The following is a 20551-nucleotide window of genomic DNA, read 5'->3' on the forward strand; positions in this document are numbered from 1 at the left end:
TCTTTGTAGCGATTGAGCAAGCCCATCAGGGGGTTGCAGCCGCCAAACCGAGGGACTGACGGCGGATTCGCCCCCTCTCGGCGGGCTTGCCGACAACCGGCAGGGCGCCACGGATTCGGTCGGCCATCCCTGCGCCAGACCGGCCGTATTCAGACCTGCCAAGCCGGGCGGAACACTGGCTTTTCCCGCTCAGCGCGCCGGGTCGTCATCCTTGGCGCGCGGCCACGCAGGCAGCGCGCCGCTGGTGGGTATGCCCTCGAGCACCCGCAGCGGACGGCGGTCCTTGACCGGCAAACCGCGCGGGGTGGCGGTGTCGCGGCGCATGGCCTCGACCATCAGCACCCCGCCCAGACGCTCGACGCCCCAGCGCTTGCCCGCCTTCTCCAGCCCGCGCGCCGAGCGCAACCAGAACCGCTTGGGCGACGGCGGAAAGAACAGCGCCGAGGTATGCGCCGAACAGACGAATCCGGCCTCGGCCATCAGCCGCTCCAGCTGGCTGAGCGAATAGGGCCGGCCAAAGCCGAACGGCGTCGCATCCGAGCGTGCCCACATCCCGCCCCGGTTGGGCACCACGATCAGTGCCCTGCCCTGCGGCGACAGCACGCGGTGCATCTCATCGAGCAGCGCCAACGGATGATCGCTGGTTTCAAGCCCATGCATCAGCGCCAGCCGGTCAATGCTGTCATTGGCCAGCGGCCAGCGGGCCTCGTCACACAAAACCGAATGGTTGGACGCGTCGGCGGGCCAGTGCATGACCCCCTGCGGTCCGGGCATCAGACCGATGATGCCTTCGGCCCGCCCCAGAAACGGGCGCAGCAGCGGCACGGCAAAGCCATAGCCCGCCAGCGACAGGCCGCGCACATCGCCCCAACGCTCAACCACCCGATCGCGCACAGCTTTTTGCACCGCGCGCCCCAATTGACTGCGGTAATAGAAATCTCGCAACTGATGCACGTCGAGATGCATTGAACCCCGCAGCGGCCTGCGCCAAACTGTACCCTGCCCCATCGCACCGGCTTTGCAAAGCCCGTGTGTGCCGCCGTTGACCCCCACGGAGACGCCATGACCATCGAGATCATTCGCTGCCTTGCCGACAATTATGCCTATTTGATCCATGATGCCGCCCGTGGCGAAACAACACTGATCGACGCGCCCGAGGCCGCGCCGATCCTTGCCACGCTCAAGGGCAAGGGCTGGACGCTGACGCGCATCCTGATCACCCACCACCACAACGACCATATCGACGGCGTTGCCGAGATCCTCGCCCAGGCCCCCGCCGAGGTTTACGGCGCGGCGGCGGATGCGCACCGCCTGCCGCCGCTGGACCACGCCTTTGCCCCCGGCGACACACTGCCCGGTGGCGCGCAGGTGATGGACGCGCCCGGTCACACTGTGGGCCACGTCGCCTTTTACTATCCTGCGCTCAAGGCTCTGTTCACCGCCGACAGCCTGATGACCCACGGTTGCGGTCGTCTGTTCGAAGGCACGCCGGACCAGATGTTTGACACCATCGCCGCCTTCGCCGCCCTGCCCGATGACACGCGGATCTATTCGGGGCATGATTATGCCCGTGCCAACCTGAACTTTGCGGCGCAGTATGCGCCCGAGCCGTCGGCACTGGCCGCCCGGCAGGCCGAGTTGCAGCAGTTGGCAGACAAAGGACTGCCGACAACCGGCACGACCCTTGAAAGTGAGAAGCAACTGAACCCATATCTGCGCTGTCACCTTCCCGCGGTGGCGCAAGCCGCCGGTTGCCCCGGCGCAGACCCCCGGCGCGTTCTGGCTGAAATCCGCCGCCAGAAGAACAACGCGTGATTGCAAACCCCGGAATCGCGGCGCCTTATTGGCTACATGAGGCCCCCACGCTGCCGCCCTAAAAGGCAGCAAACTGAAATGTGACGCAATTCTCTACCAGAAAAGACTTGAAGCGCCGCCGGGAAAACCAAAGTTTAATCTCATGGACCCACCCTGCGGTGACCCGGATCGAAACAGGGACAGAACGCTCCCCCGTCGATCCGCCCCCAGCGGCGAAAGCCGCGCAAAGTGAAGGAGCAAGGACGTGCCCTCGTTTTCTGCGACCCTTGAACAGGCGATCCACGGTGCGCTGGCCTTGGCCAACACGCGCCGGCACGAGCTTGCCACGCTCGAGCACCTGCTGCTCGCGCTTATCGACGAACCCGATGCCGCCCGCGTCATGCAGGCGTGCAACGTCGACGTAACAGATCTGCGAAAAACGCTTGAAGAGTTCATCGATGATGACCTCGCGACGCTGATCACCACCGTCGAAGGGTCTGAAGCGGTTCCGACCGCGGCTTTCCAGCGCGTCATCCAGCGCGCGGCCATCCATGTCCAAAGTTCGGGACGCAATGAGGTTACGGGTGCCAATGTGCTCGTCGCCATCTTTGCCGAACGCGAATCGAACGCGGCGTATTTCCTGCAAGAACAGGACATGACCCGCTACGACGCGGTGAATTTCATCGCGCATGGCGTTGCCAAGAACCCCGACTATTCCGAGGCCCGCCCGGTCTCGGGCGCCGATGAACCGGCAGCCGAGCCTCAGCAACCCAAGACCGACCCCAAGGATTCGGCGCTGGCCAAGTATTGCGTCGACCTGAACGCCAAATCGCGCAAGGGCGATGTCGATCCGCTGATCGGCCGCGCCGCCGAGGTTGAGCGCTGCATTCAGGTGCTCTGCCGCCGCCGCAAGAACAACCCGCTTCTGGTGGGCGATCCCGGCGTGGGCAAGACCGCGATTGCCGAAGGTCTGGCCAAGAAGATCGTCGACGGGGAAACCCCCGACATTCTGGCGGGCTCGACCATCTACTCGCTCGACATGGGCTCGCTTCTGGCGGGCACGCGCTATCGTGGCGACTTTGAAGAGCGGCTGAAAGCCGTGATGAAAGAGCTGGAAGACCACGAAGACGCCGTGCTCTTCATCGACGAGATCCACACGGTGATCGGCGCGGGCGCGACCTCGGGCGGGGCAATGGATGCCTCGAACCTGCTCAAGCCCGCCCTGCAGGGCGGCAAGCTGCGCTGCATGGGCTCGACGACCTACAAAGAGTTCCGTCAGCACTTTGAAAAGGACCGCGCGCTGTCGCGCCGGTTCCAGAAGATTGACGTGAACGAGCCGACGGTCGAGGATTCGGTCAAGATCCTGATGGGTCTGAAGCCGTATTTCGAAAAGCACCACGACCTGCGCTATACCAACGACGCGATCCGCACCGCGGTCGAGCTGTCGGCGCGCTATATCAACGACCGCAAACTGCCCGACAAGGCGATCGACGTGATCGACGAAGCGGGCGCGGCGCAGCATCTGGTTGCGGCCAGCAAACGGCGCAAGACGATCACCCCCAAGGAGATCGAAGGCGTCGTGGCAAAGATCGCCCGCATCCCGACCAAGAACGTCTCCAAGGACGACGCAGAAGTGCTGCGCGATCTGGAAGCGGCGCTCAAGCGGGTGGTGTTTGGACAGGATTCGGCGATCAGCGCCCTGTCCTCGGCAATCAAGCTGGCCCGCGCGGGTCTGCGCGAGCCCGAGAAACCGATCGGCAACTACCTGTTCGCAGGGCCGACCGGTGTGGGTAAAACCGAGGTGGCCAAGCAATTGTCGGCCTCGCTCGGGGTCGAGCTGCTGCGTTTCGACATGTCGGAATACATGGAGAAACACGCGGTCTCGCGCCTGATCGGTGCCCCGCCGGGCTATGTCGGCTTCGATCAGGGCGGCCTTTTGACCGATGGCGTGGACCAGCATCCGCATTGCGTGCTGCTGCTCGACGAAATCGAAAAGGCCCACCCGGATGTCTATAACATCCTGCTGCAGGTGATGGACCACGGCAAGCTGACCGACCACAACGGCCGGACAGTGGACTTCCGCAACGTGATCCTGATCATGACCTCGAACGCCGGGGCCTCGGAACAGGCGAAAGCCGCCATCGGCTTTGGCCGCGACCGCCGCGAGGGTGAGGATACTGCCGCCATCGAGCGGACCTTCACGCCCGAGTTCCGCAACCGTCTGGATGCGGTGATCAGCTTCGGCCCGCTGGCCAAGCAGACGATCATGAAAGTGGTCGAGAAGTTCGTGCTGCAACTCGAAGCGCAGCTCATGGACCGCAATGTGGTGTTTGAGCTGAGCGACGAAGCGGCAGCATGGCTGGGCGAAAAGGGCTATGACGACAAGATGGGCGCGCGGCCTCTGGCCCGCGTGATCCAGGAACACGTCAAGAAACCGCTGGCGGAAGAGCTGCTGTTTGGCCGCCTGACCAAGGGCGGGCTGGTCCGGGTTGTCCTGCGCGACGACAAGATCGTGCTGGAAGTCGAAGAGACCGAGAAGGCGCGGATCGCAGGGTCCAAGCCGCCGTTGCTGACCGCGGACTGATCACAGAACGGGCGGGGTTTCGGCCTCGCCCGCCACACCCTGTCGGGTGCGGCGCGCTCACCCGACCCGGCGCCGCGCGGCGCGCGGCGCAAGGCAGGGGGCGTTCCGCCCCCTCTTCGCTTGCAGCGAATTCACCCCCGAGGATATTTTCAGACAGATGATGGGCGCAGGCCCTGAACAAGGGTTTTGGCCTTGGCGTTGATGTCCGCCGCGTCGTTCCTCGTCGCCCGGCGCGATCCCTGCACGACGGACCCAATCGCCGATGATGGACGAAGCAAGCAGGAGCCGGTGCACCGGGATCGGGCGCAGCTGGCCGTCCGTCACCCCTTGCGTGATGACCGCCCCGGCGAGCGCCACCGCCGAAGCGCCCGGTCCTTCCTGCATCAGGTCCTGAGCATCCGGGTTCACCGGCGGTTCCTGAAGCAGGATGCGGACAAGCGGGGCGTGCGCGTCGGCGAACGCAGGACGCGGCGAATCACCTGTTGGGTATCGCCGGACGCGTCGCGTAGCAGCGCGCAGGAGCGGTTGATCGAGGGCAGGATCATCCGCCGCGCCAGTGGCCGGTCGATGCGCTGCTACAGATCGGATGTCGGTGCGAAAAGTCGGAGGATTGTTGCCGCGGCCACCCCGCCCTATGCGCGATCTCGCGGGTCGAGGTGGCGGCATGGCCGGCATCCGCCCCCTACCATGGCCTGCCCGACCAACGGCACCGCCGCGGCTGCGCCGGTTCCAAAATCCCCGGCAACGCGCCGGTCACCGGCGATTCTGCCATGGTCAGACCGCCCGAACGGATCAGGGTCAGCAGCGCCGGCTCGCTGCCCGGTAGGCAATGCGAGAACTCTTGCGGGAAGACTAACACCGCCTGCACGCCCTCGGCCGCGCGCGCGGCTCGGCCCTCGGCGTCACGGCCATAGGCCTGCCGATCCATCGGCAGACGCTGCGACAGACCACGGATCATCCTGTCGGTCATCGTGATGGGTGGAAACGGGCGACCGGCGTCATGGTTAACGGTGGCGAGGGTGATGTGGCGGGCCAGAGCCGCCGGATCGGGCCCGGCCGAGAAGGGTGAACAGCGAGAACAGCGCACTAGCCGAGGGGACGATCAGCGCGCCGCGCAGGTTCGGTCGCGTGGGCAAGCCCTGCCGCGTCGCAGGCCGCGCTCAGCGCTCAGTCAGTTTCAGCTCAATCCGCCGGTTGGCCGCGCGCGCCTCGGTCGAAGAGCCCGGCACGACGGGCCGGTATTCGCCAAAGCCGGTTGCCGCCAGCCGTTCGGGCGGGAAGCCCAGCGCATCGATCAGATACAGCACCACCGACAGGGCGCGCGCCTGACTCAGTTCCCAGTTCGAGGCATAGCGCCCGCCCGGACGGATCGCCGCGTCATCGGTATGGCCATCGACACGCAGCACCCAGTCGATCGTGTCCGGGATCTCGCGCGCGGCGTCCAGCAGGATCAGCCCGACATTGGCGATCTGCGCCTGACCGGCTGCCGACAGATCCGCCGAGCCTTGTTCGAACAGCACTTCGGACTGGAACACAAAACGGTCCCCGACGATCTGCACGCCCTCACGCCCGCCGATAATGTCACGCATTTGGCCAAAGAATTCAGAACGATAACGCTCAAGACGCTGTGCTTCGGCCTCAAGCCTGCGGCGTTCGGCCTCTTCCAGCTCTGCCCGGCGGCGCTCTTCTGCGGCGACGCGGGCCAGGGCCGAGTTCAGATCCGAGCCCAGCGATTCGATCTGCGTGCTCGCCGAGGTTTCCCGTTCGCGCGATTCGCCCAGCAGATCCTGCAACCCGGCCACCTGCCGCTGCAATTGCGCGACCTGTTCGTTGAGCAACGCCAGCCGGCGCTGATCTTCGGTCGAGGCGCTCTCGGCATCGCTCAGCTGTTGCTGGGCCAGTTGCAGCAGGGCATTGCGGGTTTCGGATTCGGTCAGTTGCTGGTCGCGGGCGGTCTGCGCCTCGTCCCGCGCCGCCTGCGCGGCGGCGAGCAGGGTCAGCGTCTCCTCGGCCCGCGCGCGCTGCGCTTCCAGTGCCATGGTCATCGCGGTCAGTTCGGCATCGGCACCGGCCAGCCGCTCGCGCAGCGCTTCGGCGGCAGCGAGCTGCGCGAGGCGGTCGCGCTCGGCTTCATCCAGCGTTTCCTGCACCCCGGCCAGCCGTTGGCGCAGCGCTTCGGCTGCAGCCGCCTCGGCCAGACGGGCGCGCTCGGCTTCGTCCAGATCGGTGCCCAGCGTGTCACGGGCCTGCGCCAGTTGCGCCAGCGCAAGCTGCCGCGCCACGTCGGCTTCGCTGAGCTGGCTTTCAAGATCGGCCACCCGCGCCCGGGTCGCCGCATCCAGCGTGGCCAGATCGGCCAGCGCCTGCTGCCGGGCCAGATCACTGTCGCTGAGTTGCGTTTCCAGCGCGGCGATGCGCGCACGCGTCGTGTCATCCAGCGTGGCAAGCTGGGCCAGCGCTTGCTGCCGCGCCAGATCGGTGGCCGAGAGACTCGCCTCAAGTTCGGCGATCCGCGCCTGAGTTTGCGCATCACGGCTGGCCAGATCCGCCAATGCCTGCTGCCGCGCCAGATCGGCGTCGCTCAGGCTGGCCTCGAGGGCGGCAACCCGCGCCTGCGTTGCGGTATCCAGCGTGGCAAGATCGGCCAGCGCCCGCTGCCGCGCCAGATCGGCATCGTTGAGCGAGGCTTCCAGTTCGGCGATCCGTGCCTGACTGGCCTCATCCAACGTCGCCAGTTCAGCTAGCGCCTGCTGACGGGCCAGATCGGAATCGCTGAGCGAGGCTTCCAGCTCGGCGATCCGCGCCTGACTGGCCTCATCCAATGTCGCCAGTTCAGCCAGCGCCCGCTGCCGCGCCAGATCGGCATCGCTGAGCGAGGCTTCCAGCTCGGCAACGCGCGCCTGACTGGCCTCATCCAAGGTCGCCAGTTCAGCCAGCGCCCGCTGCCGCGCCAGATCGGCGTCGCTGAGCGAGGCTTCCAGTTCGGCGATCCGCGTCTGCGTGCTCTCGTCCAGCGCCGCCAGCTCGGCCAAGGCCTGCTGCCGGGCCAGCGCGCTGTCGCTCAGGGTCGCATCCAGCTCGGCAATCCGCGCCGCCTGAGCCTCGCTTTGCGCCGCCAATGTGGCCAGCGCCGCTTCGCGTTCAGCCAGCGTCGCCGCCGCGCTTTGTTGCAGGCGCAGCGCGTCGTCGCGGGCGGTCTGGGTCTGCTGCAACTGCGTCAGGGTCTCGGCCTGCTGGGTGCGCAGCAGGGCCAGTTGCTCGGAGGTCGCATCCAGCGCCGCTGTCGCTGCCGTGCGCGCCGCCTCGGTCTCGGACAGGCGGGTCAGCATCTCGGCCAGCGACGCCTCGCCGGTCTCGGCCCGTGCGCGCATCTCGGCCAGTGCCGCCTCAACCGCTTCGCGTTCGGCAGCAGCCAGTCGCGCGGCCTCGACCTGCGCGTCCATCTCATCGCGTGAGCGGGCCAGCGCCGCATTCAACGCCTCGGATTCGCTGAGCAATTCGTCGCGCCGCGCTTCGGTGCTGGCCAGTTGTTCGGTCAGATCCGTGCGCTGTGCAATCAGCGCGGCGACCTGTGCTTCAAAGCTGGTGATCTGCGTGCGGGCCGTCTCAAGATCCGTTTCGCGCGCGGTCAGTTCGCGCCCCAGCGCCGCAATCGACGCCTCTTGCTGCCGCGCCGTGTCACGCAGCGCCTCAAGATCGCTGTTCAGCCCCGCCACCTGCCCCTGCAAGGCCCCGACGCGGGTGCGCGACAGGCCCAGCGCGTCGGTCAGGCTGGCCACCTGCGCGGTCAGCCCCTCAAGCTCGTGGTCCTGCGTGGTGATCGTCTCACGCAGCACGCTTTGCACGATCAGAAAGATCGACAGCACGAACATCAGCACCAGCAACAGCGCCGTCATCGCATCGACGAATCCCGGCCAGATCGAGGCCGAGAACCGCTGCCCGCCGCCGCGCCGGGACAGTCCCATCAGTAATTGTCCTCGTATCCGACATTGGGCGGCTGCTGTCGGTTGAGCATGCGCACCGCTTGCGTCAGGCTGGCCAGATCGCCGCGCAGATCGGCCATCGCTTCTTGCCGCCCGGCCGAAAGTTCCTCAAGGATCCGAACCAGTTGCACATCCATCGAGCGCAGGCGCATCCGGGTTTCCGCCTCGATATGCGGCTCGTCTTCGCTCACGCCCTGACGCTCGATCAAGGCGATCAGACGCTCTTGCCCCTCGGCCAGTTGCTGCAAGGCGCGGCCTGTCGCCCCGTCGCTTTGCCCCCGGTCCGCCAGTCGCGACACCGCCCCGGCCAGCGTTTCCAGTGCGCCGTCCAGTTGCGCGCGCCCGGCCTCGGCCTGCGTTTGCAACTCGCGCATGCCTTCCATCTGCTCGGCCAGACTGTCGAGAACCTCGGCGATCATGCCAAGCCCTTCGCCGCCTTCGCCGTCGCTCTGCGCCGTGCCCAGACGGGTGATCGAGGACAGCCATTCCTCAAGCTGGCGGTAAAAGCGGTTCTGCGCCTGACTGGCAAAGAGTTCCAGAATGCCGACAACCAGCGACCCGGCCAGACCCAGCAAGGAGGACGAGAACGCGGTCCCCATTCCCCCCATTTGCGCCTCTAGCCCGGTCATCAACTGGCCAAACCCGTTCAGCGCGCTTTCCCCCTCTTGCGGGGCGAGCGAGCGGATGGTTTCGACCACGGCAGGGACCGAGGTGGCAAGCCCATAGAACGTGCCCAGAAGGCCAAGGAAAATCAGCAGGTTGACCAGATAACGCGTGATGTCGCGCTCTTCTTCGATCCGGGTGCCGACCGATTCCAGAATAGAGCGCGCCGAGGTGGCCGAGATATGCCCGCCCGTCCCATGCGAGCGCAGCAAGGACGCCAGCGGTGCCAGCAGACGCGGGGCGATGGTGATCTGGTGGCCCGGCGTTCCCGCCACAAAGCCGCCGATCCAGCGGACGGAAGAAAACAGCTGCGACGTCTGCCAGATCGTCGCGAACACGCCGATCACAAAGACCAGCGCGATAAAGCCGTTCAGCCAGACGTTGGCCAGAAAGATCCCCGAGACGCGCGGATAGGCGAAAGACACGCCCGCGCTGACCAGCGCCAGCGAGATCACCATCAGGGTCAGCTGGCGCAACGGCGGGGTGAACTGGACCCGGTCAATCGGTCCCAGAGCCCCTGCTCTCAACGGTCTCGCCATTCGTGCCACCTGCTTGTGTCCCCACAAAATCTAGAGGTCTGGCAAGGATTTGCCAATATAGAACTACGGGCCTTGTAACACCTTCACGCGAGCCGACAGCCACTCCAGCTCGTCATCCGGCAGCCCCAGCGCGGCCAGATGCGCCGCCGTCTGGTGCAGATATTCGCAATTGGGCCCGCGCCCGCCAACCGCCCCGGCGATGCGCTGCGCCTGATCTTCCAGCGTCAGCGCGCCGCAATATTGCCAATGCGCGCGGTCGATCACATAGACCACGGCCTGAACCTGCCGCCCGTCTTCAAGGCTCAGCGTCTCGACCCGTTCCAGATACGCCGCCGAGATCAGCTCGCGTGCCCGCAGATACTCCAGCGTTTCCTCGGCAATCTCGCCCGACACCTCGAACGCGACGCCGTTGCAACGGGCGTCTTCCGCTGCGTCCAGTGCCAGCACCAGCCCCGGCTTTTCCTCGGTGCCGCGGTGGTGGATCGACAGCATGCAGAACGACCGGCGAAACCCCGCCAATTGCGCCAACTGGCGTGAGGACCACGCGAAACCGGGGTTCCACACCAGCGATCCGTATCCAAATATCCAGAGCGACTGCATCATGGGCCTTTTGTGAGCGCAGCAGGTCTGGCAGCGCCGTTGCCGGGCATGTACACAGCAAGGGCACCAAAAAGCAACGGGGACCAGGGATGCGAGCGATCAAGGCATTGACGGTGCTGGCCGTCTTGGCAACTGCGGCCTGGTGTGGCTATTGGTTCATCGGTATGCGCGCGCTGGACCGTGCGATCACCAACGGACTGGCCCATGTGCCCGAGGTGTCAGCTGAAGCGCATCACATACAGGGCTTCCCCAACCGCTTTGACGTCACGCTCGACCAGCCCCGCCTCGCGGTGGACGGGGTCGAATGGACCGCGCCTTTCGTACAGCTCTTTGCGCTGACCTACCGCCTGAACCATCTGGTTGCGGTCTTCGCGCATGATCAGGCGATCAGCGCCCATGGCGTTCAGGCGACGCTGCACAGCAGCGACCTGCGCGCCTCGTTGCAGATGGAGGCCGGGCTGGACCTGCCGCTGGACCGCTTCACGCTGGTCGGGCGCGATCTGGATCTGCAGCTGGACCAGAGCACGCACAGCTTTGACGCCCTGCGCCTTGCCACCCGCCGCGTCGCCGGGAACGAGCATGAGCTGGCCGTTCTGGCCGAGAACGTCTTCCCCGACCCCGCGTTGATGACCGGGTTTGACCCCGACGGCCTGTGGCCCCGCCGCTTCGAGGTGCTGCGTGCCGATGCCGAGCTGGAGTTCGACCGCCCTCTCGACCGTCACCTCTTTGACGGCCCCGAGCCGCGCCTGACCCGCGTCACGCTGACCGGCGGGCGGATCAAATCGCCCGAGTATGACATTCTGGCCGCCGGTCGGCTGACCCCCGGCGACGACGGCATGCTGTCGGGCGACGTGACGCTGACCGTCACCGGCTGGCGGCTGCTGCTGGAACGTGCGCGCGCCGCCGGGCTGCTGACGCCGGAATACCACGGGCTGCTGACCGAAACGCTCGCCGCGATGGCGGTGGGAGAGTCGGGCGATACCATCGAAGCACCGCTTTCGGTGCGCAATGGCGATGTGCATATCGGTCCGCTGCTGCTGGGCACCCTCCCCGCGTCTGACCTGCAAACCAAGGGCTTTTCCGGCCTGAGCGCGCTCTGCGGCACCGATTCATTTTAAGCTTGAAATTTAAAGTTCGAAATGTCACGCTCTGGGTGAAGAGGGAGACCTGATCGATGAAAATTCTGTGCCTCGGCGGCGGCCCTGCGGGCCTCTATTTCGCAATTTCGATGAAGCTGCGCGACCCTTCGCATCAGGTCACGGTGCTGGAACGCAACCGCGCCAATGACACGTTTGGCTGGGGCGTTGTGCTGTCAGATGACGCGCTGACCCGCATGCAGAAAAACGATCCCACCTCGACCGACGCGATCCGCGATCACTTCGCCTATTGGGACGATATCGCCGTGGTCCATCAGGGCCAGCGCAACGTCTCGGGCGGGCATGGTTTTGCCGGGATCGGGCGCAAGCAGATGCTGATCATCCTGCAGCAGCGCGCCCGCGAGCTGGGCGTCGATCTGCAGTTTGAGACCGAATTCGCCACCGCCGAAAGCTACCGCAAGGACTATGACATCGTGGTCGCCTGCGACGGCATCAACTCGCGTGTGCGCACCGAATATGCCGACGCCTTCCAACCCGACATCGACATGCGCAAATGCAAGTTCGTCTGGCTGGGCACGCATCAGAAATTCAACGACGCCTTCACCTTCATCTTCGAGAAGACCAAGCATGGCTGGGTCTGGGCGCATATCTACCAATTCGACGACCAGACCGCGACCTTCATCGTCGAATGCCTGCCCGAGACATGGGACCGCTGGGGCTTTGAGGGCATGTCCAAGGAAGAGATCGTCGAGACCTGCCGCGAGATCTTTGCCGATCATCTCGATGGTCACACCCTGATGTCGAACGCCGAACACCTGCGCGGCTCGGCAGTGTGGATGCAGTTCCCCCGCGTGATCTGCGAGACGTGGTATCACGAGAACGTCGTGCTGATGGGCGATGCGGCGGCCACCGGCCACTTCTCGATCGGCTCAGGCTCGCGTCTGGCCTTCGACAGCGCCATCGCGCTGGCCGATTACCTGCATTCCGAACCCACCCTTGAAGGCGCCTTCAAACGCTATCAGGAAGAGCGCCGGGTTGAGGTGCTGCGCCTGCAATCGGCTGCGCGCAACTCGCTGGAATGGTTCGAGGAAGTCGAGCGGTATCTCGACATGCCCGCCCCGCAGTTCGCCTATTCCCTGCTGACCCGCTCGCAGCGCATCAGCCACGAGAACCTGCGCCTGCGCGATCCCAAATGGCTGCGCGGGGCCGAAGACTGGTTTCAGGAACAATCCGGTGGCCAGAAAGGCCGCGCGCCGATGTTCGCCCCCTACCAGCTGCGCGACATGCGCCTCGCCAACCGCGTCGTCGTCTCGCCCATGGCCCAATACAAGGCCGTGGATGGCTGCCCGACCGACTGGCACTTCAGCCACTACGCCGAGCGCGCCAAGGGCGGCGCGGGGCTGGTCTATACCGAAATGACCTGCGTCTCGCCGCAAGGGCGCATCACCCCCGGCTGCCCCGGCCTGTATGCGCCCGAACACGAGGCCGCATGGAAACGCCTGACCAGTTTTGTGCATGCGGAAACCCAAGCGAAGATCTGCTGCCAGATCGGCCACTCGGGCCGCAAAGGCTCGACCAAGCTGGGCTGGGAGGGCACCGATATGCCGCTCGACAGCGGCAACTGGGAAATCATCAACCCCTCGCCCCTGCCGTGGTCGCCCGATAACGCCATTCCGCGCGCGATGACCCGCGCCGACATGGATATCGTGCGGGATCAGTTCGTCGCCTCGGCGCAGATGGCCGAACGCGCGGGCTTCGACATGATCGAATTCCACGCCGCCCACGGCTATCTGATCTCGGCCTTTATCTCGCCCACGTCGAACATCCGCACCGATGAATACGGCGGCAGTTTGGAAAACCGCATGCGCTATCCGCTTGAGGTCTTCACCGCCATGCGTGCGGTCTGGCCTGCCAACAAGCCGATGTCGGTGCGCATCTCGGCCAATGACTGGGTTGGCGACGACGGCGTCACGCCCGATGATGCCGTTGACATCGCGCGGATGTTCCATGCCGCTGGCGCGGATATCATCGACGTGTCCGCCGGTCAGACCACGACCGACGCCAAGCCGGTCTATGGCCGCATGTTCCAGACCCCGTTCTCGGACCGCATCCGCAACGAGACCGGCATCGCCACCATGGCCGTCGGCAATATCTTCGAGACCGATCACGTCAACTCGATCCTGATGGCCGGGCGCGCGGACCTTGTCTGCCTTGCCCGCCCGCATCTGGCCGATCCCTACTGGACCCTGCACGCCGCCGTGGCCTTGGGCGACACCGGCACGCAGTGGCCGCAGCCCTATCTGGCGGGGGCGGATCAGGCCCGCCGTCTGGCCGAGCGCGCGCAACAAGACGCGATCCGGGCATGACGGATCTGACCGGCAAGCGGGTGCTGATCACCGGCGGCGGCTCGGGCATCGGGCGCGAGGTTGCGCGTGCCTTTGCCGATCAGGGCGACGCGGTAACGATCACCGGACGCGGGCTCGATGCCCTTGCCGAAACCGATGGCGGACGGGGCATGACCTGCCTCGCCGCCGATGTGACCAACGAAGACGAGGTCGCAGCGCTGTTCGCGACACCCTTTGACGTGGTCATCGCCAACGCGGGCGGTGGCCCGGCAGGCGGGTTGAAATCGGTAACGCTCGCGCAGTGGAATGCCACACTGGCCGTTAACCTGACCGGCACCTTCCTGACCTTCCGCGAGGCCCTGCGCGCCGGAATGGCGCCGGGCGGCCGGTTGATTGCGATGGCCTCGGTCGCCGGGCTCAAGGGCGGGGCGACGATCCCGGCCTATGCGGCAGCCAAGCACGGGGTGATCGGGCTGGTGCGCTCGGTCGCGCTCGATGTGGCCAAGAGGGGCATCACCTGCAACGCAATCTGTCCGGGATTCGTGGACACGCCGCTGGCACAGGTCGCCGTCGAGGCGGTCCAGAACCGCTATGGCCTGACCCGCGCCGAGGCCGAGGCGCAACTCGTCGCCGACAATCCGATGAAACGCATGATCGACGTGTCCGAGGTGGCCGCAGCCGCGCTGTTTCTGGCGTCGCCCGGTGCCTCAATGATCAACGGTCACGCCCTGTCCGTCACCGGAGGAGAAATATGAGCGCGCTGTCCAAACGCCGCCTGCGCACCTGGATCCGCCTGCTGCGCCTGACCCGCAGCGTCGAGGCGGATCTGCGCGACTATCTGCGCACGGCCCATGACACCACGCTGCCGCGCTTTGACGTGATGGCCGCGCTCTATCGTCAGCACGGCGATGTCACCATGTCCGAACTCTCGCGCATGCTGCTGGTGTCGAACGGCAATGCCACGGCCGTGGTGGACCGGCTGGAGAAGGACGGCTTTGCGCGCCGCACGCCGTCACCGGGCGACCGCCGCACCGTGCATGTCGCGCTGACCGATGCAGGGATCGCCGCCTTCGAATCCATGGCAACCGGGCACGAAGACAAGCTCGACGGGCTGCTCGACCGGCTGACCGAGGCCGATCTCGACAGCCTGCGCGATATCCTGCGCCGCGCCCTGCCCGACGCCGACCCGTCCCACACCCCGGCCCATGCCGTTGCCGACAAGGAGCCCACATGACCCTGCTCGCTGACCTCAAACCGCAGCATTTCCTCTGGTCCGTCGAGGACCGGGTCGCCACGATCCGCCTGATGCGACCCGAGCGCAAGAACCCGCTGACCTTCGACAGCTATGCCGAACTGCGCGACACGTTCCGCGCCCTGCCCTATGCCACGGATGTGGATGTGGTGGTGCTGGCCCCGAACGGCGGGAATTTCTGTTCGGGCGGTGATGTGCATGAGATCATCGGCCCGCTGGTGGCGATGGAGATGCCCGAACTGCTGGCCTTTACCCGCATGACCGGCGATCTGGTCAAGGCGATCATCGCCTGCGGCAAGCCGGTGATCGCGGCGGTGGACGGCGTCTGCGCCGGGGCCGGTGCGATTTTGGCGATGGCCGCGGACCTCCGCCTCGCCACGCCGCAAGCCACCTGCGCGTTCCTGTTCACCCGCGTCGGTCTGGCCGGGGCCGATATGGGTGCCTGCGCGATCCTGCCGCGGATCATCGGTCAGGGCCGGGCGGCGGAACTGCTGTACACCGGCCGCGCGATGAAGGCCGACGAGGGCCACGCCTGGGGCTTCTGGAACGCGCTGCACGACAGCGACGCGCTGGAGGCCGCCGCCGCCGAGATGGCCCGCCGCATCGCTGCGGGGCCGAATTTCGCGCATATGATGACCAAGACCCAGCTGAACCACGAATGGTCGATGGGGCTGGAGCAAGCGATTGAGGCCGAAGCGCAGGCGCAGGCGATCTGCATGAAAACGCAGGATTTCGCGCGGGCGTATTATGCGTTTGCGGCAAAACAGAAACCGGTTTTCGAGGGGAATTGAGGGGGAAGCCGGGGGGCTGCCGCCCCCGGACCCCCCGCTTCAAGGAGGGTACACGTACCCTCCTTGAAAATCCTCCCGTGCGTATTTGAGGCAAGATGAAATGGCGGATCGTAGTTTTCTGGACTGGCCGTTCTTTGAGGCGCGGCATCGCGAGTGGGCCGACGCGCTGGAGGATTGGTGCGCGCTGAACCTGCCGGTGGATCACCGGGATGTCGATGGTGCCTGCCGGGCGCTGGTGGCCGATATGGGCAAGGCGGGGTTCCTGAAGCCGACCGGGCTGGCGGCGGGCGAGGTCTTTGATCTGCGCACCCTGTGCCTGTCGCGTGAGACCCTGGCGCGCCATGACGGGCTGGCAGATTTCGCCTTTGCCATGCAGGGCTTGGGGATGGGGGCGATCAGTCTCTTTGGCTCGCCCGAGCAACGCGCGTGGCTGGACAAGACGCGCAGCGGCACAGCAGTATCGGCCTTCGCGCTGACCGAGCCGGGCTCGGGGTCGGACGTCGCGGCGACGGCGATGAGCGCCGAAAAGGTCGCCGGGGGCTGGAAGATCAGCGGCGAGAAGACCTATATCTCGAACGGTGGGATTGCCGATCTCTATGTGCTCTTTGCCCGTACCGGCGAAGCGCCGGGCGCGCGGGGGCTGTCGGCCTTCCTTTTACCCGCCGATACGCCGGGCTTCGAGATCGTCAGCCGGATCGAGGTCATCGCGCCCCACCCGCTGGCCCATTTCCGCCTGACCGACGCCTTCCTGCCCGACAGCGCCCTGATCGGCACGGCCGGCAAGGGGTTTGCGCAGGCGATGGCCGTGCTCGACGTCTTCCGCCCCTCGGTCGGCGCCGCAGCACTCGGCTTTGCCCGCCGCGCGCTGGACGAGGCGCTGGCGCGGGTACAATCGCGCCGGGTGCAGGGTGCGCCGCTCAGCGATCTGCAGATGGTGCAGGGCCACATCGCCGACATGGCGCTGGGCATCGATGCCTCGGCTCTGCTGGTCTACCGTGCCGCCTGGACCCGCGACACCGGCGCGCCGCGCATCACCCGCGAAGCCGCGATGGCCAAGCTGCACGCCACCGAGACCGCGCAGAAGGTCATCGACACCGCCGTGCAGCTCTTTGGCGGCGACGGCGTGCGCACAGGCGAAATGGTCGAGAGCCTTTATCGCGAAATCCGCGCGCTGCGGATCTACGAGGGCGCAAGCGACGTTCAACGCGTGGTCATAGCGCGACAGGTATTGGGAGGTGCCCTATGAGCATTCACGACATCCTTCACCCGAAAAGCTGGAAAGCCACGCCGGGCTATGCCAATGGCATCGGCGCGCGGGGCAAGACGCTGTTTCTGGGCGGCATGATTGGCTGGAACGCCGATCAGGAATTTGAAACCGATGATTTTCTGGGCCAGGTCGATCAGGCGCTGGCCAATATCGTCGCCGTGCTGGCCGAAGGCGGCGCGGGCCCCGAGCATGTCACCCGTCTGACCTGGTTTGTCACCGACAAGCGCGCCTATCTGGACGCGCTGTCCGAACTGGGCCGGGTCTACCGCAAACACATGGGCCGCAGCTATCCGGCGATGTCCCTCGTGCAGGTTGTGGCGCTGGTCGAAGACCGCGCTCTGGTCGAGATCGAAGCCACCGCCGTTATTCCAGACTGAAGCGGCATAAAGACCGCGTAACCAGGGAGTTACCTCAATGCTGGGCCCCAGCGCACATACCGACACTTTCGCCAGAGACAATCTGCCGCCCGCTGACCTCTGGCCAGATCTGCTGCTGGGCGGTTTCCCCTACCCTGAGCGGCTCAATGCTGCCGTCGAACTGACCGACCGCATGGTCGAGAAGGGCTTCGGCGACCACACGGCGCTGATCGGCAATGGTCGGGGCCGGACGTATAAGGAACTCAGCGACTGGACCAACCGCATCGCCCATGCGCTGGTTGAGGATTACGGCGTGAAGCCCGGCAACCGGGTGCTGATCCGCTCGGCCAACAACCCGGCGATGGTGGCCTGCTGGCTGGCGGCGACCAAGGCTGGCGCGGTGGTGGTCAATACCATGCCGATGCTGCGCGCAGGCGAGCTGGCGGCCATCGTCGACAAGGCGCAGATCACCCACGCGCTGTGCGACACCCGGCTGATGGATGAGATGACGGCCTGCGCCAAGACCTCGGCCACGCTGAAAACCGTGGTCGGCTTTGACGGCACCGCCAACCATGACGCCGAACTCGACCGCGTCGCGCTGTCGAAATCGGTGCGCTACAAAGCGGTTGAGACCGGGCGCGACGATGTGGCCCTCTTGGGCTTCACCAGCGGCACCACCGGCACTCCCAAGGCGACGATGCATTTCCACCGCGATCTGCTGATCATCGCGGATGGATACGCCAAGGAAGTGCTCGGCGTGACCTCGGATGACGTATTCGTCGGCTCGCCGCCGCTGGCCTTTACCTTTGGCCTTGGGGGTCTGGCGATCTTCCCGCTGCGCTTTGGGGCTACCGCCGTGCTGCTGGAGAACGCCTCGCCGCCCTCGATGATCGAGATCATCCAGAAATACCGCGCCACCGTCTGCTTCACCGCGCCCACCGCCTACCGCGTCATGCTCAAGGCGATGGAGGAAGGCGCTGACCTCAGCAGCCTGCGCGCCGCCGTGTCGGCGGGCGAGACCCTGCCCGGCCCGGTCTATGACGAATGGAAAGCCAAGACCGGCAAGCCGATGCTGGACGGGATCGGCGCGACCGAGATGCTGCATATCTTCGTCACCAACCGCTTTGACGACAGCCAGGCCGCCTGCACCGGCCGGCCTGTCACCGGCTACGAGGCGCGCATTGTCGGCCCCGACATGCAGCCCGTCCCCGATGGCGAGGTCGGTCGTCTGGCCGTACGCGGCCCCATCGGCTGCCGCTACATGGACGATCCCGAGCGCCAGCAGGTCTATGTCAAAGACGGCTGGAACCTGACCGGCGACAGCTTCTGGCGTGACGACAAGGGCTATTTCCACTTCGCCGCGCGCTCGGACGACATGATCATCTCGGCGGGCTATAACATCGCCGGGCCTGAAGTCGAAGCCGCCCTCCTCGCCCATGCCGATGTGCTGGAATGCGCCGTGATCGGCGTACCCGACGCGGATCGCGGTCAGGTGGTCGAGGCACATGTGGTGCTGACACAAGGGGTCGAACCCGATGCCGCCTGCGTCAAACGCCTGCAGGATCATGTGAAAGCGGTGATTGCGCCGTATAAATACCCGCGCCGGGTGGTGTTTACCGAAAGCCTGCCCAAGACGCAGACGGGCAAGATCCAACGCTTCCGTCTGAAGCCCGATCAGTGACGAGGCAAGCCGCGTTCCTCATCGGGACGCGGCTCTGACGAGGCCGAGGGTTGTTCGCGGCTCAACCCTTTCAACTCCTCGCGCAAGACCTCGCGCAGCTCGTCCATCAGCTCGGTGCGCATCGCCTCAAGTCGCAGCGCTTCGCTGGCCAATTCATCACCGGCCTCCAGCGGCGCATCGACGGCAAAGAACCTGTCGCGAATGCGGTCGTGCAGCAGTTCGGCCAGCGCAGCCCCGGCCAGAACGCCGGTGATATCCGCACCGAAATCCAGCCATTCCGCCCCGCGCCCGACGTAGGGCTGGATCAGCTCGATCGCGCCGCCATACGCAATCGCCAGCGGCACAGCCCAGACCCAGCGGCGCAGAATCGGTTACGATGACGGGAAAGATCAGCGTGGCGAAAGCGATAAAGTGATACACTTTATCGATGCCACCCGTCAGAAGGTTGGGCGCAGGCAATGGCGTCAGGGTCATGAAGGCGATCAGGATCGCCAGCAACAGCCCCACGACCAGCCCCGACCACCGCCACAGCCAGATCTGATGCACAAAGAGCGTGCGCAGCGCCCCCGAAGGGGCATCGCGCATTGCTTTCAGACGGGCCTCATTCTGGTCGCTCTCGGTCATACCGTACCCGTTTCAGGAACAAAGGCGTCATACAGGATTTAACCTACCCTTAACACCTAAGCAGAAACACGGGAACCGTGTGGCGAAACAAGGGCCTAAGCCTGGATCGCGCTCGCCGACTGGACCAGCGCCGTCAACCGCGACAGCGCGCGCTCTTCCAGCTGACGCACCCGCTCTTTCGAGATGCCCATCGCCAGACCCAGATCGCTCAGCGTCGCCGGGTCTTCCGACAGATGGCGGGCCGCCACGATGCGGCGCTCACGCTCGGGCAGCTGTTCCACGGCGGAATACAACACCTTGCGGCGGTGCTGACCGTCCAGCTTCTCGACCACATCGGCCTCGGTCGCGACATCCTGATCCTCGATCGTATCGACCCAGGACCGCCCGTCCTCGTCCGACGACTGCGGCGCGTCCAGCGACAGATCGGGGCCAGCCATCCGGCCCATCATCGCCTCGACATGCTCGACCGACACCTCCAGCTCACGCGCCACGCGGACCGACAGCGGTTCGTCGCTCTCATCGCGGGCGTGTTTCTGCATCGCGCGGCGCAGGTGGAAGAACAGCTTTTTCTGCGTCGCGTTGGTCCCGGTCCGCACCAGCGACCAGTTGCGCATCACGTAGTCCTGCATTGACGCGCGGATCCACCAGGCCGCATAGGTCGAAAAGCGCGACCCATTCTCGGGGTCGAACTTTTCCGCTGCCCGCATCAGGCCCAGATTGCCCTGCTGGATCAGATCCTCATAGGGCACGTCATAGCGCTTGAACCGGCCAGCAAAGGACACCGCCAGACGCGCATAAGCCTGAATCAGCCGGTGCAACGCCGACTCATCCTGATGATCGCGCCACGCGATAGCCAGTTCGGTCTCAAGCTCGGCGCTGAGGATCTCCTCGGCCATCGAAGCCCGAACATAGCGACGGATATGCGGATCCTGGAAACCCATGACGATTGTCCTTTTGCGGCCCAGATAATAGCGG

17 protein-coding genes are annotated in these 20551 nt (G+C 65.7%); 10 read left to right on the forward strand and 7 right to left on the reverse strand.

What is annotated here, in order from left to right; all coding sequences use genetic code 11:
- Window positions 1-189 precede the first annotated feature (189 nt).
- Window positions 190-906 (reverse strand): class I SAM-dependent methyltransferase, encoded by a 717-nt coding sequence (locus tag OKW52_RS18345; protein WP_319800480.1) that lies wholly within the window; start codon window positions 904-906, stop codon window positions 190-192.
- A 156-nt stretch (window positions 907-1062) separates the two neighbouring features.
- Here OKW52_RS18345 and gloB point away from each other — a divergent pair, with 156 nt between their 5' ends.
- Together gloB and clpA are read left to right on the forward strand one after the other, a co-directional pair.
- The gene (gloB, locus tag OKW52_RS18350; RefSeq protein WP_264506982.1) at window positions 1063-1815 is read left to right on the forward strand and encodes a hydroxyacylglutathione hydrolase; all 753 of its coding nucleotides are present in this window, start codon (window positions 1063-1065) and stop codon (window positions 1813-1815) included.
- 244 nt (window positions 1816-2059) lie between these two features.
- Entirely contained in the window at window positions 2060-4378 is a 2319-nt protein-coding gene (clpA, locus tag OKW52_RS18355) for an ATP-dependent Clp protease ATP-binding subunit ClpA (protein ID WP_264506983.1), read from the forward strand.
- Between the two features lie 682 nt (window positions 4379-5060).
- Here clpA and OKW52_RS18360 read toward each other — a convergent pair.
- The 4 genes from OKW52_RS18360 to OKW52_RS18375 form a co-directional block, all read right to left on the reverse strand.
- Entirely contained in the window at window positions 5061-5336 is a 276-nt protein-coding gene (locus OKW52_RS18360) for a hypothetical protein (protein ID WP_264506984.1), read from the reverse strand.
- A 202-nt stretch (window positions 5337-5538) separates the two neighbouring features.
- Window positions 5539-8343, reverse strand: a complete 2805-nt coding sequence (locus OKW52_RS18365; RefSeq protein WP_264506985.1) for a peptidoglycan -binding protein — start codon at window positions 8341-8343, stop codon at window positions 5539-5541.
- Window positions 8343-9563 carry a biopolymer transporter ExbB gene (locus OKW52_RS18370; RefSeq protein ID WP_264506986.1) on the reverse strand — a complete coding sequence of 407 codons (1221 nt, stop codon included), beginning with the start codon at window positions 9561-9563 and terminating at the stop codon, window positions 8343-8345. The genes OKW52_RS18365 and OKW52_RS18370 overlap by 1 nt, the downstream gene beginning before the upstream one ends.
- 63 nt (window positions 9564-9626) lie before the next feature.
- A complete protein-coding gene (locus OKW52_RS18375) occupies window positions 9627-10163 on the reverse strand; it encodes a gamma-glutamylcyclotransferase (RefSeq protein WP_264506987.1) in 537 nt (178 codons plus the stop codon).
- 89 nt (window positions 10164-10252) lie between these two features.
- Between OKW52_RS18375 and OKW52_RS18380 the strand changes: the two genes are divergently transcribed.
- The 8 genes from OKW52_RS18380 (at window position 10253) to OKW52_RS18415 (ending at window position 18952) form a co-directional block, all read left to right on the forward strand.
- Complete coding sequence (locus OKW52_RS18380) at window positions 10253-11281, forward strand: DUF2125 domain-containing protein (protein WP_264506988.1); 1029 nt, start codon at window positions 10253-10255, stop codon at window positions 11279-11281.
- Window positions 11282-11337: 56 nt separating this feature from the next.
- The gene (locus OKW52_RS18385) at window positions 11338-13626 is read left to right on the forward strand and encodes a bifunctional salicylyl-CoA 5-hydroxylase/oxidoreductase (RefSeq protein WP_264506989.1); all 2289 of its coding nucleotides are present in this window, start codon (window positions 11338-11340) and stop codon (window positions 13624-13626) included.
- Window positions 13623-14360, forward strand: coding sequence for an SDR family NAD(P)-dependent oxidoreductase (locus OKW52_RS18390; RefSeq protein ID WP_264506990.1), 738 nt, complete (start codon window positions 13623-13625; stop codon window positions 14358-14360). The genes OKW52_RS18385 and OKW52_RS18390 overlap by 4 nt, the downstream gene beginning before the upstream one ends.
- On the forward strand, window positions 14357-14839 hold the full coding sequence (locus OKW52_RS18395; protein ID WP_264506991.1) for a MarR family winged helix-turn-helix transcriptional regulator: 483 nt from the start codon (window positions 14357-14359) through the stop codon (window positions 14837-14839). Before OKW52_RS18390 ends, OKW52_RS18395 begins: the two co-directional genes overlap by 4 nt.
- A complete protein-coding gene (locus OKW52_RS18400) occupies window positions 14836-15648 on the forward strand; it encodes an enoyl-CoA hydratase family protein (protein ID WP_264506992.1) in 813 nt (270 codons plus the stop codon). The genes OKW52_RS18395 and OKW52_RS18400 overlap by 4 nt, the downstream gene beginning before the upstream one ends.
- Before the next feature lie 100 nt (window positions 15649-15748).
- Window positions 15749-16894 (forward strand): acyl-CoA dehydrogenase family protein, encoded by a 1146-nt coding sequence (locus tag OKW52_RS18405; protein ID WP_264506993.1) that lies wholly within the window; start codon window positions 15749-15751, stop codon window positions 16892-16894.
- Window positions 16891-17292, forward strand: a complete 402-nt coding sequence (locus OKW52_RS18410; protein ID WP_264506994.1) for a RidA family protein — start codon at window positions 16891-16893, stop codon at window positions 17290-17292. Before OKW52_RS18405 ends, OKW52_RS18410 begins: the two co-directional genes overlap by 4 nt.
- 37 nt (window positions 17293-17329) lie before the next feature.
- Window positions 17330-18952, forward strand: coding sequence for a benzoate-CoA ligase family protein (locus OKW52_RS18415; RefSeq protein ID WP_264506995.1), 1623 nt, complete (start codon window positions 17330-17332; stop codon window positions 18950-18952).
- On the opposite strand, the gene OKW52_RS18420 is transcribed toward OKW52_RS18415, so the two are convergent.
- Together OKW52_RS18420 and OKW52_RS18425 are read right to left on the reverse strand one after the other, a co-directional pair.
- Window positions 18946-19296, reverse strand: a complete 351-nt coding sequence (locus OKW52_RS18420) for a VanZ family protein (RefSeq protein ID WP_264506996.1) — start codon at window positions 19294-19296, stop codon at window positions 18946-18948. The two genes, OKW52_RS18415 and OKW52_RS18420, sit on opposite strands and share 7 nt — an antisense overlap.
- Window positions 19297-19671: 375 nt before the next feature.
- A complete protein-coding gene (locus OKW52_RS18425) occupies window positions 19672-20517 on the reverse strand; it encodes an RNA polymerase factor sigma-32 (RefSeq protein ID WP_264506997.1) in 846 nt (281 codons plus the stop codon).
- Window positions 20518-20551: the final 34 nt, after the last annotated feature.

Origin of the sequence: Pararhodobacter zhoushanensis, from assembly GCF_025949695.1 — a bacterium.
In the GTDB taxonomy this organism is placed as follows: domain Bacteria; phylum Pseudomonadota; class Alphaproteobacteria; order Rhodobacterales; family Rhodobacteraceae; genus Pararhodobacter; species Pararhodobacter zhoushanensis_A.

Coding starts and splice junctions, on each gene's coding strand:
- gloB (WP_264506982.1), top strand. CDS start 1,063: ATGACCATCGAGATCATTCGCTGCCTTGCCGACAATTATGCCTATTTG.
- OKW52_RS18360 (WP_264506984.1), bottom strand. CDS start 5,336: ATGATCCGTGGTCTGTCGCAGCGTCTGCCGATGGATCGGCAGGCCTAT.
- OKW52_RS18365 (WP_264506985.1), bottom strand. CDS start 8,343: ATGGGACTGTCCCGGCGCGGCGGCGGGCAGCGGTTCTCGGCCTCGATC.
- OKW52_RS18370 (WP_264506986.1), bottom strand. CDS start 9,563: ATGGCGAGACCGTTGAGAGCAGGGGCTCTGGGACCGATTGACCGGGTC.
- OKW52_RS18375 (WP_264506987.1), bottom strand. CDS start 10,163: ATGCAGTCGCTCTGGATATTTGGATACGGATCGCTGGTGTGGAACCCC.
- OKW52_RS18380 (WP_264506988.1), top strand. CDS start 10,253: ATGCGAGCGATCAAGGCATTGACGGTGCTGGCCGTCTTGGCAACTGCG.
- OKW52_RS18385 (WP_264506989.1), top strand. CDS start 11,338: ATGAAAATTCTGTGCCTCGGCGGCGGCCCTGCGGGCCTCTATTTCGCA.
- OKW52_RS18390 (WP_264506990.1), top strand. CDS start 13,623: ATGACGGATCTGACCGGCAAGCGGGTGCTGATCACCGGCGGCGGCTCG.
- OKW52_RS18395 (WP_264506991.1), top strand. CDS start 14,357: ATGAGCGCGCTGTCCAAACGCCGCCTGCGCACCTGGATCCGCCTGCTG.
- OKW52_RS18400 (WP_264506992.1), top strand. CDS start 14,836: ATGACCCTGCTCGCTGACCTCAAACCGCAGCATTTCCTCTGGTCCGTC.
- OKW52_RS18405 (WP_264506993.1), top strand. CDS start 15,749: ATGGCGGATCGTAGTTTTCTGGACTGGCCGTTCTTTGAGGCGCGGCAT.
- OKW52_RS18410 (WP_264506994.1), top strand. CDS start 16,891: ATGAGCATTCACGACATCCTTCACCCGAAAAGCTGGAAAGCCACGCCG.
- OKW52_RS18415 (WP_264506995.1), top strand. CDS start 17,330: ATGCTGGGCCCCAGCGCACATACCGACACTTTCGCCAGAGACAATCTG.
- OKW52_RS18425 (WP_264506997.1), bottom strand. CDS start 20,517: ATGGGTTTCCAGGATCCGCATATCCGTCGCTATGTTCGGGCTTCGATG.